We start from the raw sequence: 25,268 nt of genomic DNA on the forward strand, positions 1-25,268 counted from the left end.
CAGAACAACAAATCAATTTAAAAATACAAGTTAAGCGTGATTTTTTCTTTATGCTCACATAAAACCCAATACAACCAAATATCCATTTAAAAAAATAACTCACTATAATCATTTAAATTATTTACAAGCCAAATTAAATATAAACTCCTCGCAGAGTAAAACTTGTTTTTAAATTCATTTTATTAAAACATTTATTTTTATTAAATAGCTTTTGATTCCATCAATATAAACACAATCATCTTCACCCACCTATTCCACCATTAATGTATTGCCGTATTAATTTGCAATAAATGTTTAAAAAACCAAAAGATAACTATAGATAAAGACTTCTTCTTGCTGTCATAGATTAGAGGTTTTAACAGAATTTTTCCGTGGTTCACCACATAGCAAATATCAGTAGATGTGCTATTAATTCTCATACGGTCTAGATATTTCTATTTAGTGATTTATTTTTACAGATGAGCTGCTTTACCTCACAGCGATATTTTCAGCAAAATCTAATGGACTTTAACCTGTAGCATCTGAGTAAACTGAGAAACTATGCATATTATTTTCTCAATCCAATCTTTAGTTTTAATCGCGTTAGCAGGCTTTTGTTTAGATAAACATCAATACTTAATTTTTTTTGAATATTTAGTTGACTGGTAAAATATATTGATGCTGTAGAAATAGAAAATGAATCAAAGGTATGCACAATCTGATTTCGGCATGATTTTTTCTAAAATTTTGAATCGAACTTCATATGACTTATCACATTTGTTGATCTCATTTTCTGCTATTCTATAGCCCGTTATAACGTATGAAAAATTCTTAAAAAAAGGTAGCTTGGTTATGTTGCAATGGTTTGAGAAACGTGTCGATCCCTATCCGACTAAACATTTAAATGAACCATTGCCACAAACATTTTTTCATTTTGTTTGGCAAGCGGCACATGGTGTAAAACGCTATTTACTGGTGTTAATTCTATTAACGGCTGCTACAGCCAGTTTTGAAGCCATCTTTTTTTCTCAAATTGGTCACTTGGTAGACTGGTTAAGCACATCAACGCCAGATACCTTTTTACAGAATCACTCGGAAAATTTACTGGTTTTAAGCTTTTTTCTGTTTGGTAATATCTTTTTTTCCAGTGTCCAATCGATTGTACGGCATCAAATTCTCTATAGTAGTTTCCCAATGCGTTTACGTTGGCGCTTCCACAATTTATTGCTGCTACAAGGACTCGATTTTTTTCACAGTGATTTCGCTGGACGTCTTTCGGCTAAAGTCATGCAAACCTCACTTGCTGTACGTGAATTCTGGGTGATTTTGGGAGATATGGTGACCTATGTCATCATTTACTTTATTACAATCAGTATTGTCCTTGGTGCGATATCACCGATATTATTGCTGCCGTTATTACTTTGGCTGGTGCTTTTTGTCGGTGCAGCACTGTATTTTATTCCCCGTTTAGGCCGTATTTCTAAAGCACAAGCGGATGCCCGTGCTGAAATGACAGGTCGTATTACCGATGCCTATACCAATATTCAGACGGTAAAACTATTTGCACATGCTGGCCGTGAAAGCCAATATGCCAAAACCTCAATGCAACTCTTTATGGTGACGGTATTTAGGCAAATGCGCTTGGGAACTCGCTATGAAATCTGTATTAACTTATTGACCTTTATTCTGTTTTTTGGTGTATTGGGCACAGCTGTATATCTATGGCTAAATGGCCAAGCCGCGATCGGTGTGATTGCCGCAACAACCGCGATGATTTTAAAGCTGAATAGTATGGCTGCATTTATGATGTGGCAAACCTCAGCATTGTTTGAAAATGTCGGTACCATCCAAGATGGTATGAAAACCTTGGGTAAAAAAATTAGTATTGAAGATAAGCCTGATGCAATGCCGCTACAGATTGCAGCTGGTTCGATTAAGTTCGATCAGGTCAGCTTTGCCTATAATCAAAAAAATGTCATTGATCAATTTAATTTAGAAATTAAAGCCGGTGAAAAAATTGGTATTGTGGGACGTTCAGGTGCTGGTAAGTCGACGCTGATTCAACTCTTGCTTAATTTTTACAGTCTCAATAAAGGTCAAATTTCGATTGATGGCCAAAATATTCAAGCTGTCACCCAAGACAGCTTACGTAAAAATATCGCTTTGGTCACCCAAGATACCTCTCTCCTGCATCGTTCAGTCGCTGAAAATATTAAATATGGCCGCCCAGAAGCCACAGATGAAGAAATGTTTGCAGCTGTAGAAAAAGCCAAAGCTGATGAGTTCATTCCACAATTAAGTGATCTGCGTGGGAAAACGGGTTATGACGCCTATGTTGGCGAACGTGGTGTCAAACTTTCTGGTGGTCAGCGCCAACGTATTGCCATTGCACGGGTGTTTTTAAAAGACGCACCGATTTTAATTTTAGATGAAGCCACCAGTGCACTCGACTCTGAAGTTGAAGCTGCAATTCAATCGAGCTTAGATGATTTAATGGCAGGCAAAACAGTGATCGCCATTGCACATCGCCTATCAACCATTGCACAAATGGATCGCCTAATTGTTCTAGATGAAGGACATATTGCAGAACAAGGGACACATGAACAACTGATTGCACAAAATGGGATTTACGCCCAATTATGGCATCGTCAAACAGGTGGTTTTTTGGTTGAAGATACGCCAGCAATAAATGAAAGTGAACAAGCATAACCGCAAGCAAAGGAAGCAAATCTATGTTGTATTTAGAAGATCTGAACGTTGGTGATCATTTTACAAGTCGTGAATATGAAATGACCTTGGATGAAATTAAAAATTTTGCGGGCCAATATGATCCGCAGGTCTTTCATATCAATGAAGAAAAAGCCAAAGATCATCCTATTTTCCAAGGCCTCGCTGCCAGTGGTTGGCATACGGCTGCGGTCACCATGCGCTTATGGACAGAGTGTTTGCCGATTGCACAAGGCTTGATTGGCGTTGATGTGAACTTACGTTGGCCGCAACCGACTCGGGTTGGTGATCGTATTCATCTTGACGTTGAAATTGTAGATATTCAGCCATCGAAACGTAAAAATGACCGTGGTATGGTGACTTACTTGACCCATGCTAAGAACCAAAATGGCCAAGACTTAATGGTCTCCACCACAAAAGTTCTGGTCTTTCGACGAGAGCCAACTTAACCAAATGCTCATCTTTTAAACAATTAAAGCGCAGAAGATTCGGGGTGATCACCGTATCTTAGGAAAACCAATCTCAGAAAACTAATATTGGAACCCTCTACTTCTTCGATTCACCCCCAATGAGGCATGGACCGCCAATGAATACAATATCAGCTCGTCAAGATCAAGGAATTCCTGGTGTCTATGCGCTTTTATTATGCGATGTCGTGTCACGTTCGGGGTACGCTGCTGAAGTACTGTTTGCACCATTTCAATTGACTGCCGATCAGTTAGCGCAGCCTAATTTTCGTATTGCAACCCGAACCGCCAACGAATTAGTTAAATATGCCTTAAAACTAACGGGTGAAAGCAGTCTCGGCTTTCAGCTTGGTACACAAATGGGAATTTCCATTCATGGTTCGATTGGCTCTGCAATTATGACTGCGGAAGATCTTGCAGCCGCCTTTGTCTTGGCCAATCGTTTTATCCAACTGCGATTACCTTTTATTCAGCTATATTTCTCTACCATTGAACATCAAGCCACCTTAGAGCTGCAATGTGATATTGAAATTGAGCCATTGCGTACCGAAATCGTCACCAGCCTCACCCTCGGTATGTTGAGCATGGCCAAGACTTTAACCGGTATTCAACAATTAAATGCCGTGATCGATTTTGACTTTCCCAAACCGCTTGGTTTTGAGCAACATCGAAGTCAGCTTGCTGGTTATCATTTCCGTTTTGAACAAGCGCATTTACTGGCAAGTTTTGATCAAAAATATCTAAGTTTAAAAATGGTGAATGCTGATCCATTGGCGAACCAAATTGCGATTAAACAATGTGAAGCTGAATTATCTGCACAGGTTGAACGACGCAGCATCGCCATACAAGTTCGTGATATATTGAGCCACGCTGAGCAACACTATCTCAGCATTGAACACGTCGCAGCTCGTTTGCATCGCTCTGATCGCACTTTAAAACGGCAACTTGCCGCTGAAGGAACCTCTTTCTCAAGCCTCGTTGATGAAGTGCGTTATCGCTATGCAACCTCGTTACTGTCACGTACAGATTACAGCTTAGAACAAATTGCAGATGCGCTCGGTTATTCTGATGTGGCCAACTTTAGCCGTGCATTTAAACGCTGGAGTGGTCGCAGCCCAAGCAGTTGGCGTAAAGATCCCTATCTTTAAGTTGCACCTGATCGGTGTTTAGGACTTTTCATCCCTGCAAAAACCCTGTATAAATCTGCTGAAAATATTGAAGTTTTTAATGACTTTTAAGGGAGTTAGCATGAATCATCCTTCAAATTTAAAATACGCAGCAACACATGAATGGGTAAGAATCGAAGGTGATCTTGTGGTGACTGGTATTTCAGATCATGCCCAAGACGCACTTGGCGATTTGGTCTATATCGATTTTCCAGCACTCGATAGCGAAGTGACTGCAGGTCAAGCCGTTGGTGTGGTTGAATCCGTTAAAACGGCTTCAGATATTCATGCCCCAATCTCAGGGGTTGTGGTTGAATTGAATACTGAACTTGAAGATGATCCAGACTTTGTCAATGATGACCCATATAGCAAAGGTTGGATTTATAAGATTAAGCCACACGATATGGCCGATGTAGAAGAATTACTGAGCAATAGCGATTACGAAGCGGGTCTTTAAGCGACCTCTCCCTTGCGCAGCCGTGCTGCTCAAGGGAGAAGTTTTTTAGTTTAATCTGCTGAAATATCTTCAAATAACACAGAAGATAAATAACGCTCACCGCTGTCCGGCAAGATCACCACAATATTTTTTCCTGCATTTTCAGGACGTGCTGCCACTTGCGCTGCCGCTGCCATCGCTGCACCACTCGAAATACCGACCAAAATTCCTTCTTGGGTTGCAATTTGACGTGCCCAATCAATCGCATCTTGGCTGGTGATGGCAATCACTTCATCGACTAAATCTACGTCTAAGTTTTTAGGAATAAAGTTCGCGCCAATACCCTGAATTTTATGTGGGGCTGGTGTGATCTCTTCACCGCGTAAATGTTGGGTAATAATGGCTGATTCAGCTGGTTCAACTGCAATTGAATAGAGCGCTTGGTTTTTTACTTTTTCAAAATAACGTGAAATACCTGAAATCGTACCACCGGTACCCACACCTGAAATTAAAATATCGACTTGACCGCCAGTCGCTTCCCAAATTTCTGGGCCAGTTGTGGTTTCATGAATCGCAGGATTGGCTGGGTTTTCAAACTGTTGAGGTAAGTAATACAGCTCAGGTTGTTCTTTGACCAAGCGCTCTGCTTCATCAATTGCACCCTTCATACCTTTAGCTGGTTCAGTCAGCAGTAAATTTGCACCCAATGCTTTGAGTACTTTACGACGTTCGATACTCATGCTGGCTGGCATCGTCAAGGTAATTGGATAGCCCTTTGCTGCTGCAACAAAAGCCAAGGCAATTCCAGTATTTCCACTGGTTGGTTCAACAATATGCATGCCTTTTTTTAATAGACCTTTTTCTTCGGCATCCGCAACTAAAGCAGCGCCCACACGACATTTCACTGAAAATGCTGGGTTACGGCTTTCAATTTTGGCCAATACGGTCGCTTCACTTTGAATCGCACGATTGATGCGAATCAAGGGCGTATTCCCGATTGCTTCAGCATTATTAGAATATACGGCAATGCCTGAATTTGAGGTTTTAGGAAATTGTTGATCTGTAGACATGGTCTTTCCTTGGAGTACTAAAAGATGCAAACATGATAACGTCTTTTGCTTAGTGATGTTGTTTCTATTGAATTTTGCTTAGCAAATAATATGAAAACCTATGAAACCTTAATTCAATCTATGGCTTTAAAAGCAATCAAGCCTGCATAGCTCAGGACTTGGCTAAATTGTTCAATCTGTTTAAATCCAACAGTCAATAACAGCTGCTTAAATGCCGTCAAGTCCATCAAAAAGAAATCATTTTCTAAACGCGCCAACATCGCATCGGCTTGTGCCTCAGCTAAACCCGTTAACTGCACCATCTGTTTTAACACTTGGGCTTGTTTGGCATTTCCGAGCTGCATCAGGTCATAACTAATACACAATCCATTTGGCGTTAGACTCTGTGCAATCTCTTGGAAAAAATTGGCTTTATGTTCATATGCAACAAAATGCGAAACTAAAATCGCCAATGCAGCATCAAACTTCTTGTCGATTTGTGCAAGGACTGAAGTATCACCATGGACAAACGTTATATTTTGCTCAAGACCTAATTGCTGGATATGCTGCTGCGCTTTTTCCAACATATTGATGGCAGGATCAATTGCAGTAAAACACCACTGCGGAAATCGCTCTGCCAAATACTGTAATTCATATCCCGTGCCACACCCCACCACCAATATTTCAGCTTGAGGATTTAAATAAGCCGTTAAAATGGCATGAACTTGTAAGTGAATCAGCTCATAGCCTGGAATCAGTTTACGAATATGTTGATCATAGCCTTCAACGACTTGCTGGTTATTAAAATCTTTTGCCATTTAATTTGGTCCTTAGTGGTTGGTGTTCAAAGTGTACCTCTCCCTTGCGCAGCAGTGCTGCTCATCTCCTCAAAAGCATAGGGATCTACACATCTTTTGAAAATTACTAGTCGAAAAAATCCCTCCCTTGCGCGGCATACTGCTTAGCTTTTTCGAGATAATCCCTCCCAACCTTAATGCTAGTCAGTTAAGACAAATACAACTGTTTTTGATTGATCAGTTGTATCTGAAAGCCCCTTCTCCCTTTGGGAGAAGGCTGGGAAGAGGGTGCTTTTAAACTACAAAATCCCTTAACTGACTAGCATTACTCCCAACCTCCCTTTTTCAAAGGGAGGAGCGTTGTGTAGCATATACTAGGCTTTGAATTCCCAAAAAAGTCCCCCTCTTTGGAAAAGATGAGCCATATATGGCGTAAGAGGGGAGATTTAGTATTTTTGATATTCAATGAAATTTGCACTCAGCTCGAAATTCCGAATCTAGACAGGACTTAAATACCTTGTATTAAGCTCAAATAGATTACAGATTTCTACTAGATAGGTGTCTTAAATAGATATGTAGATACCTCTCCTCAAAAGAGGGGTACTAAACGAACTTCATATTTAACTAAACGCACTCTCTAGATTCATTTCATCACAGAGCATCTCACGTAGTTTAAACTTTTGTGCTTTGCCTGATGCGGTCATTGGGAAGGCTTCAAGAAAATGCACATATTTAGGCACTTTACTGCGTGCAAGGTGTTCGTTACAAAATTGACGAATGCTTTCGTGATCACTTTTATCTTGATCATGCAAAATAATACAAGCACAAAGTTCTTCACCATAACGCGCATCTGGCAAACCAACCACTTGCACATCACTGATATTGGGATGGGTATATAGAAAATCTTCAATTTCTTTAGGATATAAGTTTTCTCCACCGCGAATGACCACATCTTTGATACGGCCTTTGATTTTGATCAAGCCTTGATCATCCATTTCTGCAATATCACCTGTATGCATCCAATTTTCTGCATTAATCACTTCATTGGTTTTTTCAGTATCTTCCCAATAGCCCTGCATGACCGAATAACCACGCACACACAGTTCACCCAACTGCCCATATGGAATCACTTCACCCTGCTCATTAATAATTTTAATTTCAAGATGTGGATGTACACGCCCAACACTATTGACTCGTGCTTCTAATGAGTCGTGAATTGAAGTTTGTGTACAGGTTGGAGACAGTTCCGTCATTCCATAACAGATAGTCACTTCCTTCATATGCATGCGATCAATCACCCGCTGCATCACTTCACGCGGGCATAAGCTTCCCCCCATCACGCCCGTGCGTAAGCTGCTTAAATCAAACTGTTCAAATTGTGGATGTTCTAAAATGGCAATAAACATGGTTGGTACACCATAAAGCGCTGTACATTTTTCCTGTTCTACAGTGTTGAGTACCGCTAAGGGATCAAAGCCTGTAGATGGATAAACCATAGCCGCACCATGGGTCATACAGGCCAAGTTTCCGACCACCATGGCAAAACAATGAAATAATGGCACGGTAATACAGACCCGATCTTGGGCATGGAGATGCATTGTTTTACCTGAAAAATAACCATTATTTAAAATATTATGATGGGTGAGCATGGTGGCTTTCGGACTGCCCGTAGTACCCGAGGTAAACTGAATATTAATCACCTCGTCTGACTGTAGTTTTGCTGCAATGGCTTGGAGTTGCTGTAGTTGTGCGGTTGTTGGCGAACCGATTAAATCTGAAAAGCGATGTATTGCAGGATGTGGAACATCATCCATTTTAATCACAAACTTGAGATGTGGCAGGCGTTGTAAGCTCAGCTGTTTATTTTCAGTTTGTCCGATCGTTGTATTTAATTCAGGTGCAAGCTGAGTCAAAACGGCTTGGTAGTCCATACTTTTAAAGCTTGGTGCAATCACAATCCCCTTACACGATACTTTATTTAAGACATATTCGAGTTCTGAACGTTTATAGGCTGGATTGAGATTGACTAAAATAATCCCAACTTTAGCGGCTGCAAACTGAGTAATCGTCCACTCCACACAATTAAAAGACCAAATCGCCAAGCGGTCTCCTTTTTCAAAGCCCAGTGCGATTAAGCTACAGGCAAAGGCATCGACCTGTTGCTGTAATTCAGCATAACTTAAACGAATATTCTGATGCACACTGATGACCGCAGCTTGATCTGCATATTGCTGACAAGCCTGATCGAATTTTTCACCGATGCTCATTCCTAAAAGTGCTTGATCGTTTAGACCCGTGGCATAACTTAAACCTAATTGTGTCATTGAATCATACTCCTTGATTCTTTTTGGCATGCTGCTGATCTCACTTAAAATATTGCAATCACAAAGGCTGTCTTTCTCTGTTCTCTAATTAATTGTTGTACTTAAATTATTGTTCTTAGATATTTTTTCGATGTTCATTTAACTTTTGCAATATTAATACATGAGGGCTTTATTACATTTGTTGGTTTTGCTCAATCTAATCCTTGATGGTCACGCGACCACTGAGCAATTATCGCGTTGTTATATATTTAAGGCTTGGGGTAAATGAAAGCAAGTATATTTAAGGCATTAAATTTACTTAAGTATTATTAGGTTATTGCTCATTCCACTGCTGCGCGGTGGAACGAGCAAATCAATACATACCTCACCTTTACGCAGCAGTGCTGCTCATCTCCTCAAGAAGAGAGGGAATAAATACCTCTCCCTTGCCCTCTCCTCAAGAAGAGAGGGAATAAAGGTACTCTTCAACTGAACTCGTTAATCAGATTCAGTTCATCACACATAAATTCCCGCAATTTAAACTTCTGTGCTTTACCCGATGCGGTCATTGGGAACTCATCAAAAAAGCGCACGTATTTAGGGACTTTATTATGCGAAATATGCGCTGCACAGTATTTACGAATTGAATCGATGTCTGTCTGATGATGTTCATGCAAAATAATACAGGCGCAAAGTTCTTCACCATAACGTGCGTCAGGTATACCAACCACTTGCACATCACTGATATCAGGATGGGTATATAGAAAATCTTCAATTTCTTTAGGAAATAGATTTTCTCCACCTCGAATAACCACATCTTTAATCCGACCTTTGATCTTAATAAAGCCCTGATCATCCATTTCAGCGATATCGCCAGTGTGCATCCATTTCGTATTATCAATCACTTCCGTGGTTTTTTCTTCATCATCCCAATAGCCCTGCATGACGGAATAACCGCGTACACAGAGTTCACCCAGTTGATTACGCGGCACGATTTTATCTTGCTCATCAACAATTTTAATTTCAAGGTGCGGATGGACGCGACCAACCGTTGCCACACGGCATTCCAGTGAATCAAAAGTTGAACTTTGCACACTAACTGGAGCCGTTTCGGTCATGCCATAGCAAATGGTGATGTCTTTCATATGCATGCGATCAATCACGCGTTGCATAATTTCGCGTGGACACGGACTGCCCGCCATAATACCGGTGCGTAAACTACTCAAATCAAACTGATCGAATTGTTCATGCTCTAAAATACCGATAAACATGGTAGGCACACCATACGCCGCCGTGCATTTTTCTTGTTGAATGGCTTTTAAGCTTTCCAGTGGATTAAATACTGCAGACGGATAAATCATTGCTGATCCGTGAGTAATACACGCTAAGTTACCCATCACCATACCAAAACAGTGGAACAACGGTACGGAAATACAGACACGATCTTGTGGGGTCAGGCGAATTGTTTCACCGACAAAATAACCATTATTTAAAATATTATTATGGGTCAGCATGGTCCCTTTCGGGTTGCCTGTCGTGCCTGAAGTAAATTGAATATTAATAGTTTCATCAAACTGTAGTTCAGCAGCAATGCCTTGTAGTTGTTGCTGTTGCTCAACAGAAGGTGTTGGCATAAGATCCGAGAAACGATGAATCCCTTGATGCACTGTATCATCAATTTTAATCACCGTTCTTAAATGCGGGAGTCGACTGGCATGTAGAACATTGTCTGTGGCCTCAGTCAGTTCGGGGGCCAACTGGGTTAAAATTTCTTGGTAGTTACTGGTTTTAAAGTTCGATGCGATAACCAAAGCCTTGCACGACACCTTATTCAGTACATATTCCAACTCATAACTTTTATAAGCTGGATTTAAATTAACCAAAATAATGCCAGCTTTAAAAGCGGCAAATTGAGTAATCGTCCATTCCACACAATTGGGCGACCAAATCCCAATACGATCACCTTTGTGCAGCCCCAGTTTGAGCAAACTACAAGCAAAAGCATCGACTTTTTGTTGCAGCTCCCGATAAGTCAACCGAACCTGTTGATGTAAACTAATAACGGCATCTTGATCAGCATACTGTTGACAAGCTTGATCAAATTGATCCCCAATCGTCATACCCAACAAGGGTGCACTGCTCGGACCTGAGGCATAACTTAATCTTGATGGTGTCATTGAATCCTACTCCTTGATTCTTTATAACTTTCTTACGTTCTACGAATTATTAAAACCATTTTCATTGTTATATGACTTCGATTCATTCCCTGAATCGCCGAAGTAGCACAATGTGCCTTTAAAAGCGCGGTTGAACGTCAGTGCTCAGACTGGCGTTTCACCGCATTGACACAAAAATCGGCGATTTGTTTCACGAAGAAGTCAATGTAGCTTTGATCAAATTTGGCATATTGGGACGGACTGAGCGGTTCAATCACCACAAAAGTCATGGTACTGACCACACACAGCGCAGCGGTATTTAAATCTTGAAATTCAAACTCACCACTGGCCTTCCCCTCAGACAGGATCTCAATAATACTTTCTTTAATCAACTGCTTACTACGAAAACGTTCATGCTCCAATCCTGGATCGACCGGTTCAAACATCAATGAATATGCCAGTTGTGGACTATTCATTGCACGTTTTACAAAGGTCGTTACCGCCTTGCGCAATTTCACTTCTGGCCCCTGCTCACTTTGTGCAATGCTATTCAAAATTTGAATTTCATGCTGGATCGCTGCGGACAGAACCTCAATAAGCACTTGGCTTTTATTTTCAAAGTAACGATATACCAAACCACTTGAAACGCCAGCACGTTCAGCAATCGCTTGTATTTGTGCATCTTTAATCCCACCTGATGCAATCAGTTCACGCGCGGATTGCAAAATCGTTTGACGATTTTGTTCCATTCGTTCCTGCATCAAAGAAGATCTTTTATAGCTCATGGTTTTATTCTCAACTAATCAAAGTAAATTGTAAATCATTTTATGAATAATGATTCACTTTTTTAAAATTTATCTGTATTGTATTCATTAAGCACAAAAAAATGCTTTTCAAGGACTAACAAATACAACGCTTAGGATGAATGCAGATATGAATTTACACAGCATAGACTTCGGTTTAGACGAGACATTAATCGCACTACGTGATTCAGTTGCCGCTTTTTGCGCAAAAGAAATTGCCCCGATTGCTCAAGAAGTCGATCAAAAAAACCTCTTCCCTGCTCATCTTTGGAAAAAAATGGGCGATATGGGATTAATGGGCATGACCGTCAGTGAAGAATACGGTGGTACCAATCTCGGTTATTTAGCACATATCTTGGTGATGCAAGAAATTTCACGTGCTTCAGCCTCGATTGGTCTTTCCTATGGCGCTCATTCTAACCTATGTATTAACCAAATTAATCGAAATGGTAATGAAGAACAAAAACAGCGTTTTTTACCGAAGTTAATTTCAGGTGATTTCGTGGGTGCATTGGCGATGTCAGAACCGAATGCGGGTTCTGATGTGGTCAGTATGAAACTCCGTGCTGAAGATGCGGGCGATCACTTTGTGCTAAATGGCTCGAAAATGTGGATCACCAATGGCGGTGATGCTGATGTACTGGTGGTTTATGCCAAAACTGATTTAAATGCAGGCACCAAAGGCATGACTGCCTTTTTAGTTGAAAAAGACATGCCTGGTTTCAGCCATGGTCACCATTTAGATAAATTGGGCATGCGTGGCTCAAATACTTATCCGTTATTTTTTGACAATGTCAAAGTCCCGAAAGAGAACGTGTTGGGTGGCGTTGGCAATGGCGTAAAAGTATTGATGAGTGGCTTAGACTACGAACGTGCAGTACTCAGCGCAGGTCCTTTAGGCATTATGGATGCTTGCTTAGATGAAGTAATTCCGTATATCCATGACCGCAAACAATTTGGTCAAGCTCTGGGTGAGTTCCAATTGATGCAAGGCAAAATTGCAGATATGTACTCGACTTGGTTGGCATGTAAAGCTTTGGTTTATGCGGTGGGAGCAGCTTGTGATAAAGCTGATCATGCACGCAGTCTACGTAAAGATGCCGCCAGTGCAATTTTATATGCTGCAGAAAAAGCCACGTGGATGGCTGGTGAAGCGGTACAAACCTTGGGTGGCAATGGTTATATCAATGATTACAACACTGGTCGCCTATGGCGCGATGCCAAACTTTATGAAATTGGTGCTGGAACTTCCGAGATTCGACGCATGTTGATTGGACGTGAATTGTTTAACGAAACCAAATAATGCCTAGATCGCGTAGATAAATGCCGCGTCAATAGAGAGATATATTGTATGAACCAACTCAATAGCAAACTAAATACAAGAAGTGATGCGTTTAAAACCAATCAAGCAGCAATGCAAAAAATCGTTGCTGACTTAGCTCAAACCACTGAAAATATTGCACTGGGTGGTGGAGAAGCTGCCCGAGCCAAACATTTGGCGCGAGGTAAATTACTGGCCCGTGATCGCATTAATCAACTGATTGATGCGGGAACTGCTTTTTTAGAAATTGGTCAATTGGCTGCCTATGCTGTTTACGCAGACAATATTCCTGCTGCCGGTGTGGTGGCGGGTGTCGGTCAAGTGCATGGCATTAGCTGCATGATCGTTGCCAATGATGCCACGGTCAAAGGTGGAACCTACTACCCTTTAACCGTGAAAAAACATTTACGTGCACAAGAAATCGCTGAACAAAACCATTTACCGTGTATTTATCTGGTCGATTCAGGCGGTGCTTACTTGCCAATGCAAGATGAGGTTTTTCCAGACCGCGATCATTTTGGCCGTATTTTCTATAATCAAGCGCAAATGTCGAGTAAAGGCATTGCCCAGATTGCCGTGGTGATGGGCAGTTGTACTGCCGGTGGTGCTTATGTACCAGCGATGTCAGACGAAACCATTATTGTACGTAATCAAGGTACGATTTTCCTTGGTGGACCACCGTTAGTCAAAGCGGCAACGGGTGAAGTGGTTAGCAGTGAAGACCTTGGTGGTGGTGATGTACATACCCGACTTTCGGGTGTGGCGGATCATTTGGCTGAAAGTGATGAACATGCCCTACAAATTGCCCGCCAAATTGTGGCCAATTTAAATTTAACACCAAAAACCAATCCTGCAGAAATTGAAGCACCGTTATTTGCTGCTGAAGAACTCTACGGTGTGATTCCAAGTGATGCGCGTAAACCGTTTGATGTGCGTGAAGTGATTGCACGTTTAGTCGATGGTTCACGTTTTGATGAGTTTAAAGCCCGCTTTGGCTCAACCCTCGTCACTGGTTTTGCCAAACTCTATGGCATGCCTGTCGGTATTATTGCCAACAACGGTATTTTATTTTCAGAGTCGGCACAAAAAGGCGCGCACTTTATTGAACTGTGTTGTCAGCGCAAAATTCCCCTGTTGTTTATTCAAAACATCACTGGCTTTATGGTCGGTCGTCAGTATGAAAATGAAGGGATTGCCAAACATGGTGCCAAACTGGTAATGGCGGTTGCCAATGCCAAAGTGCCTAAACTGACCTTGATTATTGGTGGTTCGTTTGGTGCAGGGAATTACGGTATGTGTGGCCGTGCCTATTCACCCCGCTTTTTATGGACTTGGCCAAACTCACGCATCTCAGTGATGGGTGGCGAGCAAGCGGCAAGCGTATTGTCGACCTTAAAACGTGATCAAATTGAAATGAAAGCTGGCACCTGGTCAAGTGAGGAAGAAGATCAATTTAAACAACCGATTCGTGATCAATACGAGCGCCAAGGTCATCCTTATTATGCTTCTGCCCGTCTTTGGGATGACGGTGTCATTGACCCTGCTCAATCTCGACATGTTTTGGGATTAAGTTTAGCCGCAGCCTTGAATGCTCCTATTCAAGACACCCAGTTTGGCGTGTTCCGTATGTAAGAGGTGAGTATGGATTATCAATTTTTACAAGTCGAAATTAAATCACAGGTTGCAAGCGTTTGGCTAAACCGTGGTGAGCTACACAATGCCTTTAACAGTGTGTTGATTGAAGAGTTACATGCTTGCTTTATGCAGTTAAATCAACGTGATGATATTCGTGTGGTGATTTTAGCCGGTCGTGGCAAAAGCTTTTCTGCGGGTGCTGATTTAAATTGGATGAAGCAAGCGGGTATGGCCTCGCCTGCTGACAATCAAGCGGATGCGTTAAAACTGGCTGAGATGCTAAAAGCCATTGCCACCGTTAAACAACCGACGATTGCCCGCGTGCATGGTGTGGCTTTGGGGGGTGGTATGGGCTTGGCATCGGCTTGCGATATCTGTATCGCCAGTGACAATGCACAGTTTGCAACTTCAGAAGTACGTTTAGGTTTAGCACCATCGACCATTAGCCCTTATGTGATTCGCGCCATTGGTGCACGTCAAGCATCCCGTTATTTTTTGACGGCTGAACGGATCAGCGCGACCAAAGCACAAACTTTGGGGCTGGTACATGAAGTGACCACAGTTGATGCGCTCGATGAAAAAGTTGAGCAGATGGTGCAAGCTCTCTTATTGGGTGGACCAGAAGCGCAAGCTGCATCGAAACACCTGATTCAACTGGTTGAACAACATCCGCTCGACAATCAATTGTTGTTGCAAACAGCACAGCATATTGCACAACTGCGTCAGGGTGCAGAAGCCAAAGATGGCCTCACTGCTTTTTTAAATAAACAAGCACCTGCATGGATCATGTCAGCAGCAGAACAACAATAAGGATTTTAAAATGTTTGAAAAAATACTGATTGCCAATCGCGGAGAAATCGCCTGTCGTGTGATCCGCACAGCCAAAAAATTGGGCATCGCGACCGTTGCGGTTTATTCGGATGCCGATGCTAAGTCACAACATGTTAAACAAGCAGATGAAGCCATTTATATTGGCGAATCCCCGGCTGCGCAAAGCTATTTACAAATTGACCGAATTATTCAAGCGGCATTGGCCACTGGCGCACAAGCGATCCATCCTGGTTATGGCTTTTTATCTGAAAATGATCAATTCGCACTGGCCTGCGAAAAAAATGGTTTGGTGTTTATCGGACCACCTGTCGCTGCAATTTTAGCGATGGGGCTCAAAGCCACTTCTAAAGCCTTGATGGAAAAAGCGGGCGTGCCACTGACACCGGGTTATCACGGTGCCAATCAAGATGCTGATTTTCTCAAACAGCAAGCCAACAACATTGGCTATCCGGTGCTGATCAAAGCCAGTGCTGGTGGTGGTGGTAAAGGCATGCGTTTGGTCGAGTCTGAACAAGATTTTCTCAGCTCATTGGCTTCATGTAAAAGCGAAGCACGCTCAAGCTTCGGCAATGATGATGTTTTAGTCGAACGCTATGTGGTCAATCCACGCCACATCGAAGTCCAAGTTTTTGCTGACACACACGGCAATTGTGTACATTTATTTGAACGTGATTGTTCTGTACAACGTCGTCATCAAAAAGTGCTGGAAGAAGCGCCTGCGCCGTTAATGGCTGAAGTGAAGCTAGAAAGTATGCGCCAAGCCGCAATTGAAGCAGCACGTGCGGTCAAGTATGTTGGTGCTGGTACGGTTGAGTTTATTGTTGAACAAGACGGTACTGCCTACTTTATGGAAATGAATACCCGTCTGCAAGTTGAACATCCAGTCACTGAAATGATTACCGGACAAGACTTGGTTGAATGGCAGTTGCGCGTTGCTGCTGGTGAAACCCTGCCAAAACAGCAGCATGAACTCAGTATTCATGGTCATGCGCTTGAAGCACGGATTTATGCGGAAGAGCCTGAAAAAGACTTTTTACCAGCGATTGGTCAAATTAGTTATTTGCATTATCCAGAACAAAGCCAATTTGTGCGGGTCGATACCGGTATTGTTGAAGGCGATGAAATCACCACCTTCTATGATCCAATGATTGCCAAACTGATTGTTTGGGCACCCAATCGTGAGGCAGCATTGGTACAAATGCACCGCGCTTTAGGTGAGTTCCATGTTGAGGGTCTTGGCAATAACATTGCGTTCCTTGATCGTATCGTACGCTGTGACTCGTTTAAACATGCGCGTTTAGATACCAACTTGATCCAACGCGAACAGGAGGCGTTATTTAACTTCCCAAATCCAAGCAACGCCAAGTTGATTGTGGCGGCTGCTTTTATTGAGTTATTATTGCGTCTGCAAAAAAATCAAACCCAACATCGTTCGGTTTGGAATAGCGCACCGCTATGGCGTTTAAATATTACTGGTCAGTATCAAGTGACGTTAAAGCAGGAAGAAGAAAGCCAACAGGTTGTATTCTCAAGCACAGCACAGGGTTTTAAAGCAGAATTTGCAGGTCAATGTTTTGAGATTTCTGGCGAACTAGACCAAGCCAATCATGCAGCACTACAAATTGACCAACATAAATTTGGGTTAAGCTTTAGCCGTAGCACAGACCTCATCACCGTGTTCCATAACAGTCAAACCATACGCTTTGATGTGGCACAGCAGAAGTTCAATCAAGAAGATGACAATAGCAGTGATACGGGCCTTAAAGCCCCAATGCCAGGTTTAATTACCCAAGTTTTGGTCGAAGCTGGCGCCGTGGTGAAAAAAGATCAAGTACTGCTGACCCTTGAAGCGATGAAAATCGAATACTCGATTCGTGCACCGAATGATGGTGTACTAACGGCGTGTTATTTCCAAGTTGGGGATCAAGTCAAATCTGGTGATGAGTTAGTTGCATTTGAACTCAGCGTACTTGCAGCCGATGTTCCGGAGGAGGCTGAAGCATGAGTCAAGCATCACGTGCAGATCAAGTCAAAATCGTTGAAGTTGGCCCACGCGATGGTTTGCAAAATGAAAAGCAACCCATCAGCTTTGAACAACGCAAAGACTTTATTTTAGACCTCATGCAAACGGGGCTTAAAAATATTGAAGTCGGTTCTTGCGTCTCGGCCAAATGGGTTCCGCAAATGGCGCGCAGTGATGAACTTTTTGCGGCACTGCCCCAACAGCCAGATATTCACTTGAGTCTGCTCACTCCGAATATCAAAGGTTTTGATGCAGCATTGGCCGTAGGCTGTAAAGAGGTGGCGGTGTTTACCGCTGCTTCTGAAAGCTTTACCCAGAAAAATATCAATTGCTCGATTGCGGAAAGCTTAGACAAGTTTGCTGAGATCATGCACAAAGCCAAACAATACAATGTCAAAGTCCGCGGCTATGTTTCTTGTATGGTCGACTGTCCCTATGAAGGCGCAATTGACCCTCGACAAGTAGCCAAGGTCTCCAAGCAACTGTTTGACATGGGCTGCTATGAAATTTCACTGGGCGACACCATTGGTACAGCAACGCCAGATCGGGTTAAACAAGTCTGGCAAGCCTGTTTGAGCGAAATGGACAGTCAATTTTTGGCAGGACATTTTCACAATACTTATGGGATGGCGGTCGCCAACACCTATCAGTCGTTAGAGCAAGGCATTCGTATTTTTGATGCTTCCCTTGCCGGCTTAGGCGGTTGTCCTTATGCCAAAGGTGCATCAGGCAATGTCGCAACCGAAGACTTATATTATTTATTGTCGCGGATGGGACTTGCAACTGGTATCGATGAAGCTGCGTTAATGCGCGCCAGTCAAAATATCAGTGCAGTATTACAACGCAAAAATCCGTCTAATTTCGCCCAAGCCTATGCGCAACAGTGCTAGTTTTATAAGCAAAAATTGGTTTTAGCAACGGAATTAAATCCGTTGCTGGTTTGGCTGATTTTAAAATCCAACTTTGCTTAGGCTATTTACGGTGGCGTAACTTTGCGTTCTTGTCGCGCTAGATCAATTTGCTTAGGCTATTTCAAATCTTGTTTTAGATCGGATAGCTCCCACCGACTCATTAGCGCTCGGCAAAATAAAGCGCCCGCTTAAAGCCCAATCCGCACGGCAATGTAATACAAATATGTTTGAGCGCCCTCAGAATATATTTGTATGACATCAATCACTGCCACCTGAATATTTCTCCCAGATACCGTCATCTCTTTTACAGATCCGATCCTGTTTTTTATTTAAACTGCGATTTAGCCCAAATATCCCGCTTGAAAAATGCTTTTAACTCTTGTCAGACGCGCCTATGCTGATTAAGAAAATAAAAAAATGGCCAACACAAAAAATATCTAAGGACACCGGACAAATGAGCTATCAACATATTCTGGTTGCGATTGATGACTCCCCTCTTACAGCCACTGCCATTCAACATGCCAGCGACTTGGCACAAGTCTTTTCTAGCCAAATAACGCTGGTAGGTGTAGTTGCCATTGATCCTTTTTTCGGGGTTGATTTCTATAAAGTTGTACCGAGCATGACCCAGCATTTTTTTGATGCCGAACGACGTGCACAAAATTTACTTCAGCAGTATCAACAGCAGTTATTGGCAGAAGGGCTGCACGTGCACTATAAGCTACTGCACGAATTGCAAACCAGTAATGCAATTATTCAATATGCCACCCATATTGGCGCCGATCTGATCATCATTGCGACACATCAGCGCTCAGGATTGAGTAAATATATTTTAGGAACTGTTGCAAAAACGGTGTTAAATTTGAGTTTTATCCCTGTATTGATTGTTAAATAAGTAATCAATCTTGCCGACAACACCCTAAATTATGGTCTAAAGAACTTGCATTATCTAAAAATGGATTATGTAGATAATATATTACGCGCTACTTATATTACAAATAAGAATCATTCATTATCTCGTCTACAAAAAGTTACTATAATTTTTATCTATCTCCACAGGCTTATTCACACAGCATTTCACTGCTTTTCTATTGCTCATGTTTATAACCATTTTTAATATTTCATTTTTATTTCAAAAATATTTCGATATATTAAATAAAAATCAGTTAAGTTAAAAATCACTATCCCGAGTAATTTAGTCGGATAAAAATATAAAGCACATACCTGAAAATTAGTTGACCAAACAGTTTAAATATCACCATAAAACAAAATAAACCCGACTAAAACAGTATACTTTATATATTATAAATTAGCGGTTTTAGCAGCAGTTAATATAAATATACAAGTGTTTTGGTTGGGTTTAGACTGCTATTTTTCGAACACAATTTACAATAAGAAATATTTACAAGTTGTTGTTTATTAACACAATTTAAATATATTTGTGTTTTATCAACTAAAGTTGTTTTATTTTCATTAGCTTTTGTTTAATAATACAATATTCATTTTGAAATGTAGGCTTGTTAGAATGAGCTTAGCGCCGAAAGATTTTAATCTTAGATTTAAACGCGAGATAACGATCATATTAATTATTAAGGTCGTTATTTTATTAATTATCAAAAATATCTGGTTTGATGCGCCTACTATTCCTAAGAATTTTGACAACCAAGTTGCCGAGCGTATTGCTGGCAGTCCTTCCCACATTAAGGAGACACGTTGATGATTTCTGAAAGCGTGGTCGATCTTTCGCGGTTCCAATTTGCAATGACCGCGATGTATCACTTTATTTTCGTTCCATTGACTTTAGGTCTGGCATTTATTCTTGCCATTATGGAAACTACCTATGTAATTTCTGGAAAAGAAATCTACAAGGACATGACCAAGTTCTGGGGTAAACTTTTCGGGATTAACTTCGCACTCGGGGTGACCACAGGTTTAACCATGGAGTTCCAGTTTGGTACAAACTGGGCATATTACTCACATTACGTCGGTGATATTTTTGGTGCGCCACTCGCCATCGAAGGTTTAATGGCCTTCTTCCTTGAATCTACCTTTATCGGTTTGTTCTTCTTTGGATGGGATCGCCTGTCTAAGATGCAGCATTTAAGCGTCACATGGTTAGTCGCAATCGGTTCCAACCTATCTGCTTTGTGGATTTTGGTTGCCAATGGCTGGATGCAAAACCCTGTCGGTTCTGAATTCAACTATGAAACCATGCGTATGGAATTGGTTGATTTCGGTGCATTGATTTTCAACCCTGTTGCTCAGGTTAAATTTGTACATACGGTTTCTGCTGGTTATGTGACAGGTGCAATTTTTGTACTCGCGATTTCAAGCTACTACATGTTGAAAAAACGCGACCTACCTTTTGCACGTCGTTCTTTTGCAATTGCTGCTATTTTCGGTTTGGCATCTACCCTTTCAGTCATTTTACTGGGTGATGAATCAGGCTATGAAATTGGTGACGTTCAAAAAACCAAACTGGCTGCAATTGAAGCAGAATGGGATACACACCCAGCACCTGCTGCCTTTACCTTAGTCGGCTTTCCAAATCAGGAAACCATGACCACGGATTATGCAATCAAAATCCCGTATGTTATGGGACTGATCGCAACACGTTCAACCACCACTGAAGTCATGGGCATTAAAGACTTAATCGCTCAACATGAAGTGCGTATTCGTAACGGTATGGTTGCTTATAGCCAATTAGAACAACTTCGTGCAGGTGATAAATCTCCTGAACTTAGAACAGCATTTGATCAAAGCCAAAAAGACTTAGGTTATGGCTTACTACTTAAAAAATATGCACCTAATGTTGTCGATGCCACAGAAGCAGATATTAAAGCTGCAGCGAAAGACACCATTCCACACGTTGCGAGCTTATTCTGGTCATTCCGTGCAATGGTTGGTTCTGGCTTCCTCATGTTATTGCTTTTCATTCTAGCGACCGTTGCGGTAGCAAAACGAAATGCAGAACAAAAACCATGGTTACTCAAATTCGGTTTATTTGCCCTACCTTTGCCTTGGATTGCAGCGCAAACAGGTTGGTATGTTGCTGAAGTTGGACGTCAACCGTGGACCATTGGTGAAGTACTTCCTACGCACTTGTCAACATCAACACTGAGTACTGGCGATATTTGGGGTTCTATTATTGCCCTTGCTGTGTTCTATACCGTGTTGTTGATTATTGAAATGTACTTAATGATCAAATTCTGTCGCTTAGGACCAAGTTCTTTGCACACTGGTCGTTATCATTTTGAAAAACTTGATGCTGCAAATAAAGCGAAAGAGGAGAATCAGTCATGATCGAATATGAACTTCTCAAAATTATCTGGTGGGTTTTAGTCGGTGTATTACTGATTGGTTTTGCCCTTACTGATGGTTTCGATATGGGCTCAATGGCACTCATGCCATTCGTTGGTAAAAATGATGACGAGCGTCGTGCTGCCATCAATACCATTGCACCGCACTGGGAAGGCAACCAAGTTTGGTTTGTAACCGCAGGTGGTGCGTTATTCGCAGCGTGGCCAATGGTTTATGCAACAGCATTCTCGGGAATGTATTGGGCCCTGCTCTTGGTTCTGTTTGCACTGTTCCTCAGACCCGTTGGTTTTGACTATCGCTCTAAGCTAGAAAACACCAAATGGCGTACTTCATGGGATTGGGCACTCTGCGTCGGTGGTGCGGTGCCAGCACTCGTGTTTGGTGTAGCATTCGGCAATATGTTCCTCGGTGTTCCTTTTGACCTCGATGCAACTGTACGCTCTACCTATAGCGGCAACTTCTTTCAACTACTCAACCCATTTGCTTTGGTATGTGGTTTGGTGAGCTTGTCGATGCTCAATGCACATGGTGGCGCTTGGTTAATGCTGCGTACCGACAGTGACTTGCGTAAACGCTCTGCAAAAGCAACTCAGTTGATGGGTGTAGTGTTCTTGGTCTGCTTCTTATTGGCAGGCGCATGGTTATACTTTGGCAACATCCAAGGTTATACCCTCGTTACCCCTTACGATGTTGGTGGTGTTGCAAATCCACTAGCAAAACAAGTATTGGTTGATGCGAACCCAGGTTGGATGAATAACTATAGTACTTATCCAATTACCTTAATTGCGCCAATTATGGCAATATTAGGTGGTTTACTGATTATATTTGGTGCAGGTAAAAATAAAGCAGGCGTCAGTTTCACTGGTTCTACTTTGGCCGTGACTGGTGCGATTTTAACTGCAGGTTTTGCATTATTTCCATTCCTTATGCCATCTAGCATCAATCCAGATGTTAGCTTGACCATGTGGGATGCGGTATCAAGTAAAAATACCTTAACCGTAATGACTGTTGTTGCTGCGATCTTTGTTCCGACCGTTTTAGGCTACACCATCTGGTGTTACTACAAAATGTGGGGCGTTATCACCAACAAACACATTAAAGACAATACGCACACCCTTTACTAAGGTCTACGCGAGGAGAAAAAGTTATGTGGTATTTTACATGGATTCTCGGCGTTCTAATGGCCTGTTTTGCAGGTGTATTGAGTGCGCTCTACATTGAGTCTCATCACGATTTAGACGAGGAATAAAACATGACTGAAGTCGTAATGTTAGCAAAGCAAGCAAAGGTAAATAAATTTGCCATGGCCGTGTCATTTTTGTTGGCATTACCGCTTGCAGCCGTTTTACTCATTCACCCTGCTGCAATGTTAGATGCAAATGGGGGTTATAGTCATCGTGCCATGATGTTGATCATGATTGGCATTTCGGGTGGCTTTGTACATGGTGTTGGATTTATACCTCGTTTCTGGTTATGGAAATGGTTATTTAGTCCTTTCATTGCCTGGCCACTGATGATTTGGGGTTACTACACTTGGTTTATGGCCTAAGTCTGTAACATCCCTACAGTCTAAACTTAAACAGAAAAAGAGCGCATTGATTGCGCTCTTTTTCTATTTGGCGTGTCCCAATTCATCAGTCGGTCCCAAACATTGTGATGCTATGCCATCGTGATAAAAATGAGATCTTTTCGTTGAAACCTTGCAATGTGCCAGCCATATAAATCACCAACAAAAATAATCCGCTTTTTATTTCATAGCCTTTATTCACGGTCATTACAGCGAATGTGCAGCACACCACAAAGCCAAATTTGAACGTGCAAAAATAAGCCTAGAATCACTTAAAATAGTTATAAAAAATATTCTCATTATCGTTAAAATTAAAGCGTACGCTAGTCTTTCGCTAGCTCACAACAGTTCCTTCAATCCTTTAGTCGTGAGCGTCATAATGAATATTTATAAATCGTCACTCGTACTTTTAACCGGTTCAATCCTCTTATCTACCATCACACTGGCCGCGCCAGTGGTAACCTTCCAAGGAGAAGTTGCAGCACAAACCTGTCAAGCGACAATCAACGGTCAAACCAACGGCATCGTCTTGCTTCCAACCGTTTCAGTCGGTGAATTCACTGCCAAAAATAATACTGCTGGTTTAACCCCTTTTACGATTTCAATCTCTGGGTGTAGCGGGAAGGATCCTGAATTAAAAATTGGAACCAAATTTCTCGGTCGTAATGTCACCAGTACTGGCAATCTAGGTAATCTCGCCAGCGTTTCACCGGCAAAAAATGTAGCGATTCAACTTACCCAAACGGCTGCAGGAACAGTTCCGGTCGTATTAAATGGGATTACCAAAGTGGATGGCTTAATCCTGCCACTCAACCAAGCCTCGACAAGCCATCAATTTGGGGCACGCTATATCGTTGATGAGGGCACGATACCAACGCCGGGTGCGATTACCGCAGTGGCTGAATATACCATTAGCTATCAATAATTTAAAAACTTAAGACCGCCAATACGATTCTGCCTGCCATGCATGGCAGAATTTTAATTTGTTCTCTTTTATTTTTTAGTGTGCTTTCACTATGAATTTTTATATCAATAATTTCGCACTAGCGATGCCCCTCTTGTTTAGCCTCCTCACCTCCTACAGCCAAGCTGGGGTGGTAATGACAGGAACTCGGGTCATTTTTCCGGCCAAACAAATGGAAAAAACCATTCAACTGGAAAACAAAGATAACTTCCCCAATTTGGTTCAAGTATGGCTGGATAGTGGTGATGAAAGCGCTACCGCAGAAACCGCCAATGCGCCATTTATGGTTAGCCCCCAATTTTTTAAAATTGAAGCACAACAAGGGCAAATGCTACGTTTGATTTTTAGTGGTGATCAGAGCGCATTGCCAAGCGATCGTGAAAGCCTTTTTTATTTAAACTTTTCAGAAATGCCTGCGATCAAAAGCAGTGATATTGAAAAAAATAAACTGTTGGTGGTGTTTAGAAATCGCGTCAAAGTGCTTTATCGCCCCGAAGCCTTAAAAACCAGCGCTGCCAACATATCTGAGCAACTCAACTATACGATTAAAAAGCAGACCGACCACACCATCCGTATTCAGCTCAATAATCATAGCGCCTACTATGCCAATCTCAGCAAACTATCACTGCAGTTAAATGGCAAAGAAATTCAAAAAGAGGACAATATCACCATCGCACCACAGTCTGTTTTTGAATGGAAAATCACGCCAACAATCAAAGAGAACGCGGAGCTACAATTACAGATTGTGCTCATCAATGACTACGGCGCCACGATCAAATATCAACTGAAACACAGCCCAAGCTGAGTCAAAT

General features: G+C 41.8%; 22 protein-coding genes. 17 read left to right on the plus strand and 5 right to left on the minus strand.

Annotation, left to right across the window (positions count from 1 at the left end):
- Nucleotides 1-831 precede the first annotated feature (831 nt).
- The 4 genes from FD716_RS09355 (at nucleotide 832) to gcvH (ending at nucleotide 4,796) form a co-directional block, all read left to right on the plus strand.
- On the plus strand, nucleotides 832-2,688 hold the full coding sequence (locus FD716_RS09355) for an ABC transporter ATP-binding protein (protein ID WP_139852092.1): 1,857 nt from the start codon (nucleotides 832-834) through the stop codon (nucleotides 2,686-2,688).
- Nucleotides 2,689-2,711: 23 nt separating this feature from the next.
- Complete coding sequence (locus FD716_RS09360; RefSeq protein ID WP_139852094.1) at nucleotides 2,712-3,155, plus strand: MaoC family dehydratase; 444 nt, start codon at nucleotides 2,712-2,714, stop codon at nucleotides 3,153-3,155.
- A gap of 137 nt (nucleotides 3,156-3,292) precedes the next feature.
- On the plus strand, nucleotides 3,293-4,321 hold the full coding sequence (locus FD716_RS09365; protein WP_139852096.1) for a helix-turn-helix domain-containing protein: 1,029 nt from the start codon (nucleotides 3,293-3,295) through the stop codon (nucleotides 4,319-4,321).
- A gap of 100 nt (nucleotides 4,322-4,421) precedes the next feature.
- Nucleotides 4,422-4,796: a glycine cleavage system protein GcvH gene (gcvH, locus tag FD716_RS09370; protein ID WP_139852099.1), complete on the plus strand. Its 375-nt coding sequence runs from the start codon at nucleotides 4,422-4,424 to the stop codon at nucleotides 4,794-4,796.
- A gap of 50 nt (nucleotides 4,797-4,846) precedes the next feature.
- Here the strand turns inward: gcvH and cysK are convergent, their stop codons facing one another.
- From cysK to FD716_RS09395, 5 genes are all read right to left on the minus strand, one after another.
- On the minus strand, nucleotides 4,847-5,845 hold the full coding sequence (gene cysK / locus FD716_RS09375; protein WP_139852100.1) for a cysteine synthase A: 999 nt from the start codon (nucleotides 5,843-5,845) through the stop codon (nucleotides 4,847-4,849).
- A 113-nt stretch (nucleotides 5,846-5,958) separates the two neighbouring features.
- Nucleotides 5,959-6,642 (minus strand): class I SAM-dependent methyltransferase, encoded by a 684-nt coding sequence (locus tag FD716_RS09380; protein ID WP_139852102.1) that lies wholly within the window; start codon nucleotides 6,640-6,642, stop codon nucleotides 5,959-5,961.
- Nucleotides 6,643-7,241: 599 nt separating this feature from the next.
- Nucleotides 7,242-8,945 carry an AMP-binding protein gene (locus FD716_RS09385; protein ID WP_139852104.1) on the minus strand — a complete coding sequence of 568 codons (1,704 nt, stop codon included), beginning with the start codon at nucleotides 8,943-8,945 and terminating at the stop codon, nucleotides 7,242-7,244.
- A 464-nt stretch (nucleotides 8,946-9,409) separates the two neighbouring features.
- Complete coding sequence (locus FD716_RS09390; protein WP_139852105.1) at nucleotides 9,410-11,101, minus strand: AMP-binding protein; 1,692 nt, start codon at nucleotides 11,099-11,101, stop codon at nucleotides 9,410-9,412.
- Nucleotides 11,102-11,238: 137 nt separating this feature from the next.
- The gene (locus FD716_RS09395) at nucleotides 11,239-11,865 is read right to left on the minus strand and encodes a TetR/AcrR family transcriptional regulator (RefSeq protein ID WP_139852106.1); all 627 of its coding nucleotides are present in this window, start codon (nucleotides 11,863-11,865) and stop codon (nucleotides 11,239-11,241) included.
- Nucleotides 11,866-12,013: 148 nt separating this feature from the next.
- Here FD716_RS09395 and FD716_RS09400 point away from each other — a divergent pair, with 148 nt between their 5' ends.
- From FD716_RS09400 to FD716_RS09460, 13 genes are all read left to right on the plus strand, one after another.
- Nucleotides 12,014-13,186, plus strand: coding sequence for an isovaleryl-CoA dehydrogenase (locus FD716_RS09400; RefSeq protein WP_139852107.1), 1,173 nt, complete (start codon nucleotides 12,014-12,016; stop codon nucleotides 13,184-13,186).
- A gap of 48 nt (nucleotides 13,187-13,234) precedes the next feature.
- Complete coding sequence (locus FD716_RS09405; protein WP_139852108.1) at nucleotides 13,235-14,836, plus strand: carboxyl transferase domain-containing protein; 1,602 nt, start codon at nucleotides 13,235-13,237, stop codon at nucleotides 14,834-14,836.
- A 9-nt stretch (nucleotides 14,837-14,845) separates the two neighbouring features.
- A complete protein-coding gene (locus FD716_RS09410; protein ID WP_139852109.1) occupies nucleotides 14,846-15,649 on the plus strand; it encodes an enoyl-CoA hydratase/isomerase family protein in 804 nt (267 codons plus the stop codon).
- A gap of 10 nt (nucleotides 15,650-15,659) precedes the next feature.
- Nucleotides 15,660-17,675: an acetyl/propionyl/methylcrotonyl-CoA carboxylase subunit alpha gene (locus FD716_RS09415; protein ID WP_139852110.1), complete on the plus strand. Its 2,016-nt coding sequence runs from the start codon at nucleotides 15,660-15,662 to the stop codon at nucleotides 17,673-17,675.
- Nucleotides 17,672-18,583 carry a hydroxymethylglutaryl-CoA lyase gene (locus FD716_RS09420; RefSeq protein WP_139852111.1) on the plus strand — a complete coding sequence of 304 codons (912 nt, stop codon included), beginning with the start codon at nucleotides 17,672-17,674 and terminating at the stop codon, nucleotides 18,581-18,583. Before FD716_RS09415 ends, FD716_RS09420 begins: the two co-directional genes overlap by 4 nt.
- Before the next feature lie 475 nt (nucleotides 18,584-19,058).
- Nucleotides 19,059-19,499: a universal stress protein gene (locus FD716_RS09425; RefSeq protein ID WP_139852112.1), complete on the plus strand. Its 441-nt coding sequence runs from the start codon at nucleotides 19,059-19,061 to the stop codon at nucleotides 19,497-19,499.
- A 630-nt stretch (nucleotides 19,500-20,129) separates the two neighbouring features.
- Nucleotides 20,130-20,321: a cytochrome oxidase putative small subunit CydP gene (gene cydP, locus FD716_RS09430; RefSeq protein WP_139852113.1), complete on the plus strand. Its 192-nt coding sequence runs from the start codon at nucleotides 20,130-20,132 to the stop codon at nucleotides 20,319-20,321.
- Nucleotides 20,321-21,907 (plus strand): cytochrome ubiquinol oxidase subunit I, encoded by a 1,587-nt coding sequence (locus FD716_RS09435; RefSeq protein WP_139852114.1) that lies wholly within the window; start codon nucleotides 20,321-20,323, stop codon nucleotides 21,905-21,907. Before cydP ends, FD716_RS09435 begins: the two co-directional genes overlap by 1 nt.
- Nucleotides 21,904-23,049, plus strand: coding sequence for a cytochrome d ubiquinol oxidase subunit II (gene cydB, locus FD716_RS09440; protein WP_139852115.1), 1,146 nt, complete (start codon nucleotides 21,904-21,906; stop codon nucleotides 23,047-23,049). The genes FD716_RS09435 and cydB overlap by 4 nt, the downstream gene beginning before the upstream one ends.
- A 23-nt stretch (nucleotides 23,050-23,072) precedes the next feature.
- A complete protein-coding gene (gene cydX, locus FD716_RS09445) occupies nucleotides 23,073-23,174 on the plus strand; it encodes a cytochrome bd-I oxidase subunit CydX (protein WP_139852116.1) in 102 nt (33 codons plus the stop codon).
- A gap of 3 nt (nucleotides 23,175-23,177) precedes the next feature.
- Nucleotides 23,178-23,474 (plus strand): cyd operon YbgE family protein, encoded by a 297-nt coding sequence (locus FD716_RS09450; RefSeq protein ID WP_139852117.1) that lies wholly within the window; start codon nucleotides 23,178-23,180, stop codon nucleotides 23,472-23,474.
- Nucleotides 23,475-23,871: 397 nt separating this feature from the next.
- Nucleotides 23,872-24,417, plus strand: coding sequence for a fimbrial protein (locus FD716_RS09455; RefSeq protein ID WP_139852118.1), 546 nt, complete (start codon nucleotides 23,872-23,874; stop codon nucleotides 24,415-24,417).
- A gap of 91 nt (nucleotides 24,418-24,508) precedes the next feature.
- The gene (locus tag FD716_RS09460) at nucleotides 24,509-25,261 is read left to right on the plus strand and encodes a fimbrial biogenesis chaperone (protein WP_139852119.1); all 753 of its coding nucleotides are present in this window, start codon (nucleotides 24,509-24,511) and stop codon (nucleotides 25,259-25,261) included.
- Nucleotides 25,262-25,268 lie beyond the last annotated feature (7 nt).

Source organism: Acinetobacter pullicarnis, assembly GCF_006352475.1.
GTDB classification, from domain to species: domain Bacteria; phylum Pseudomonadota; class Gammaproteobacteria; order Pseudomonadales; family Moraxellaceae; genus Acinetobacter; species Acinetobacter pullicarnis.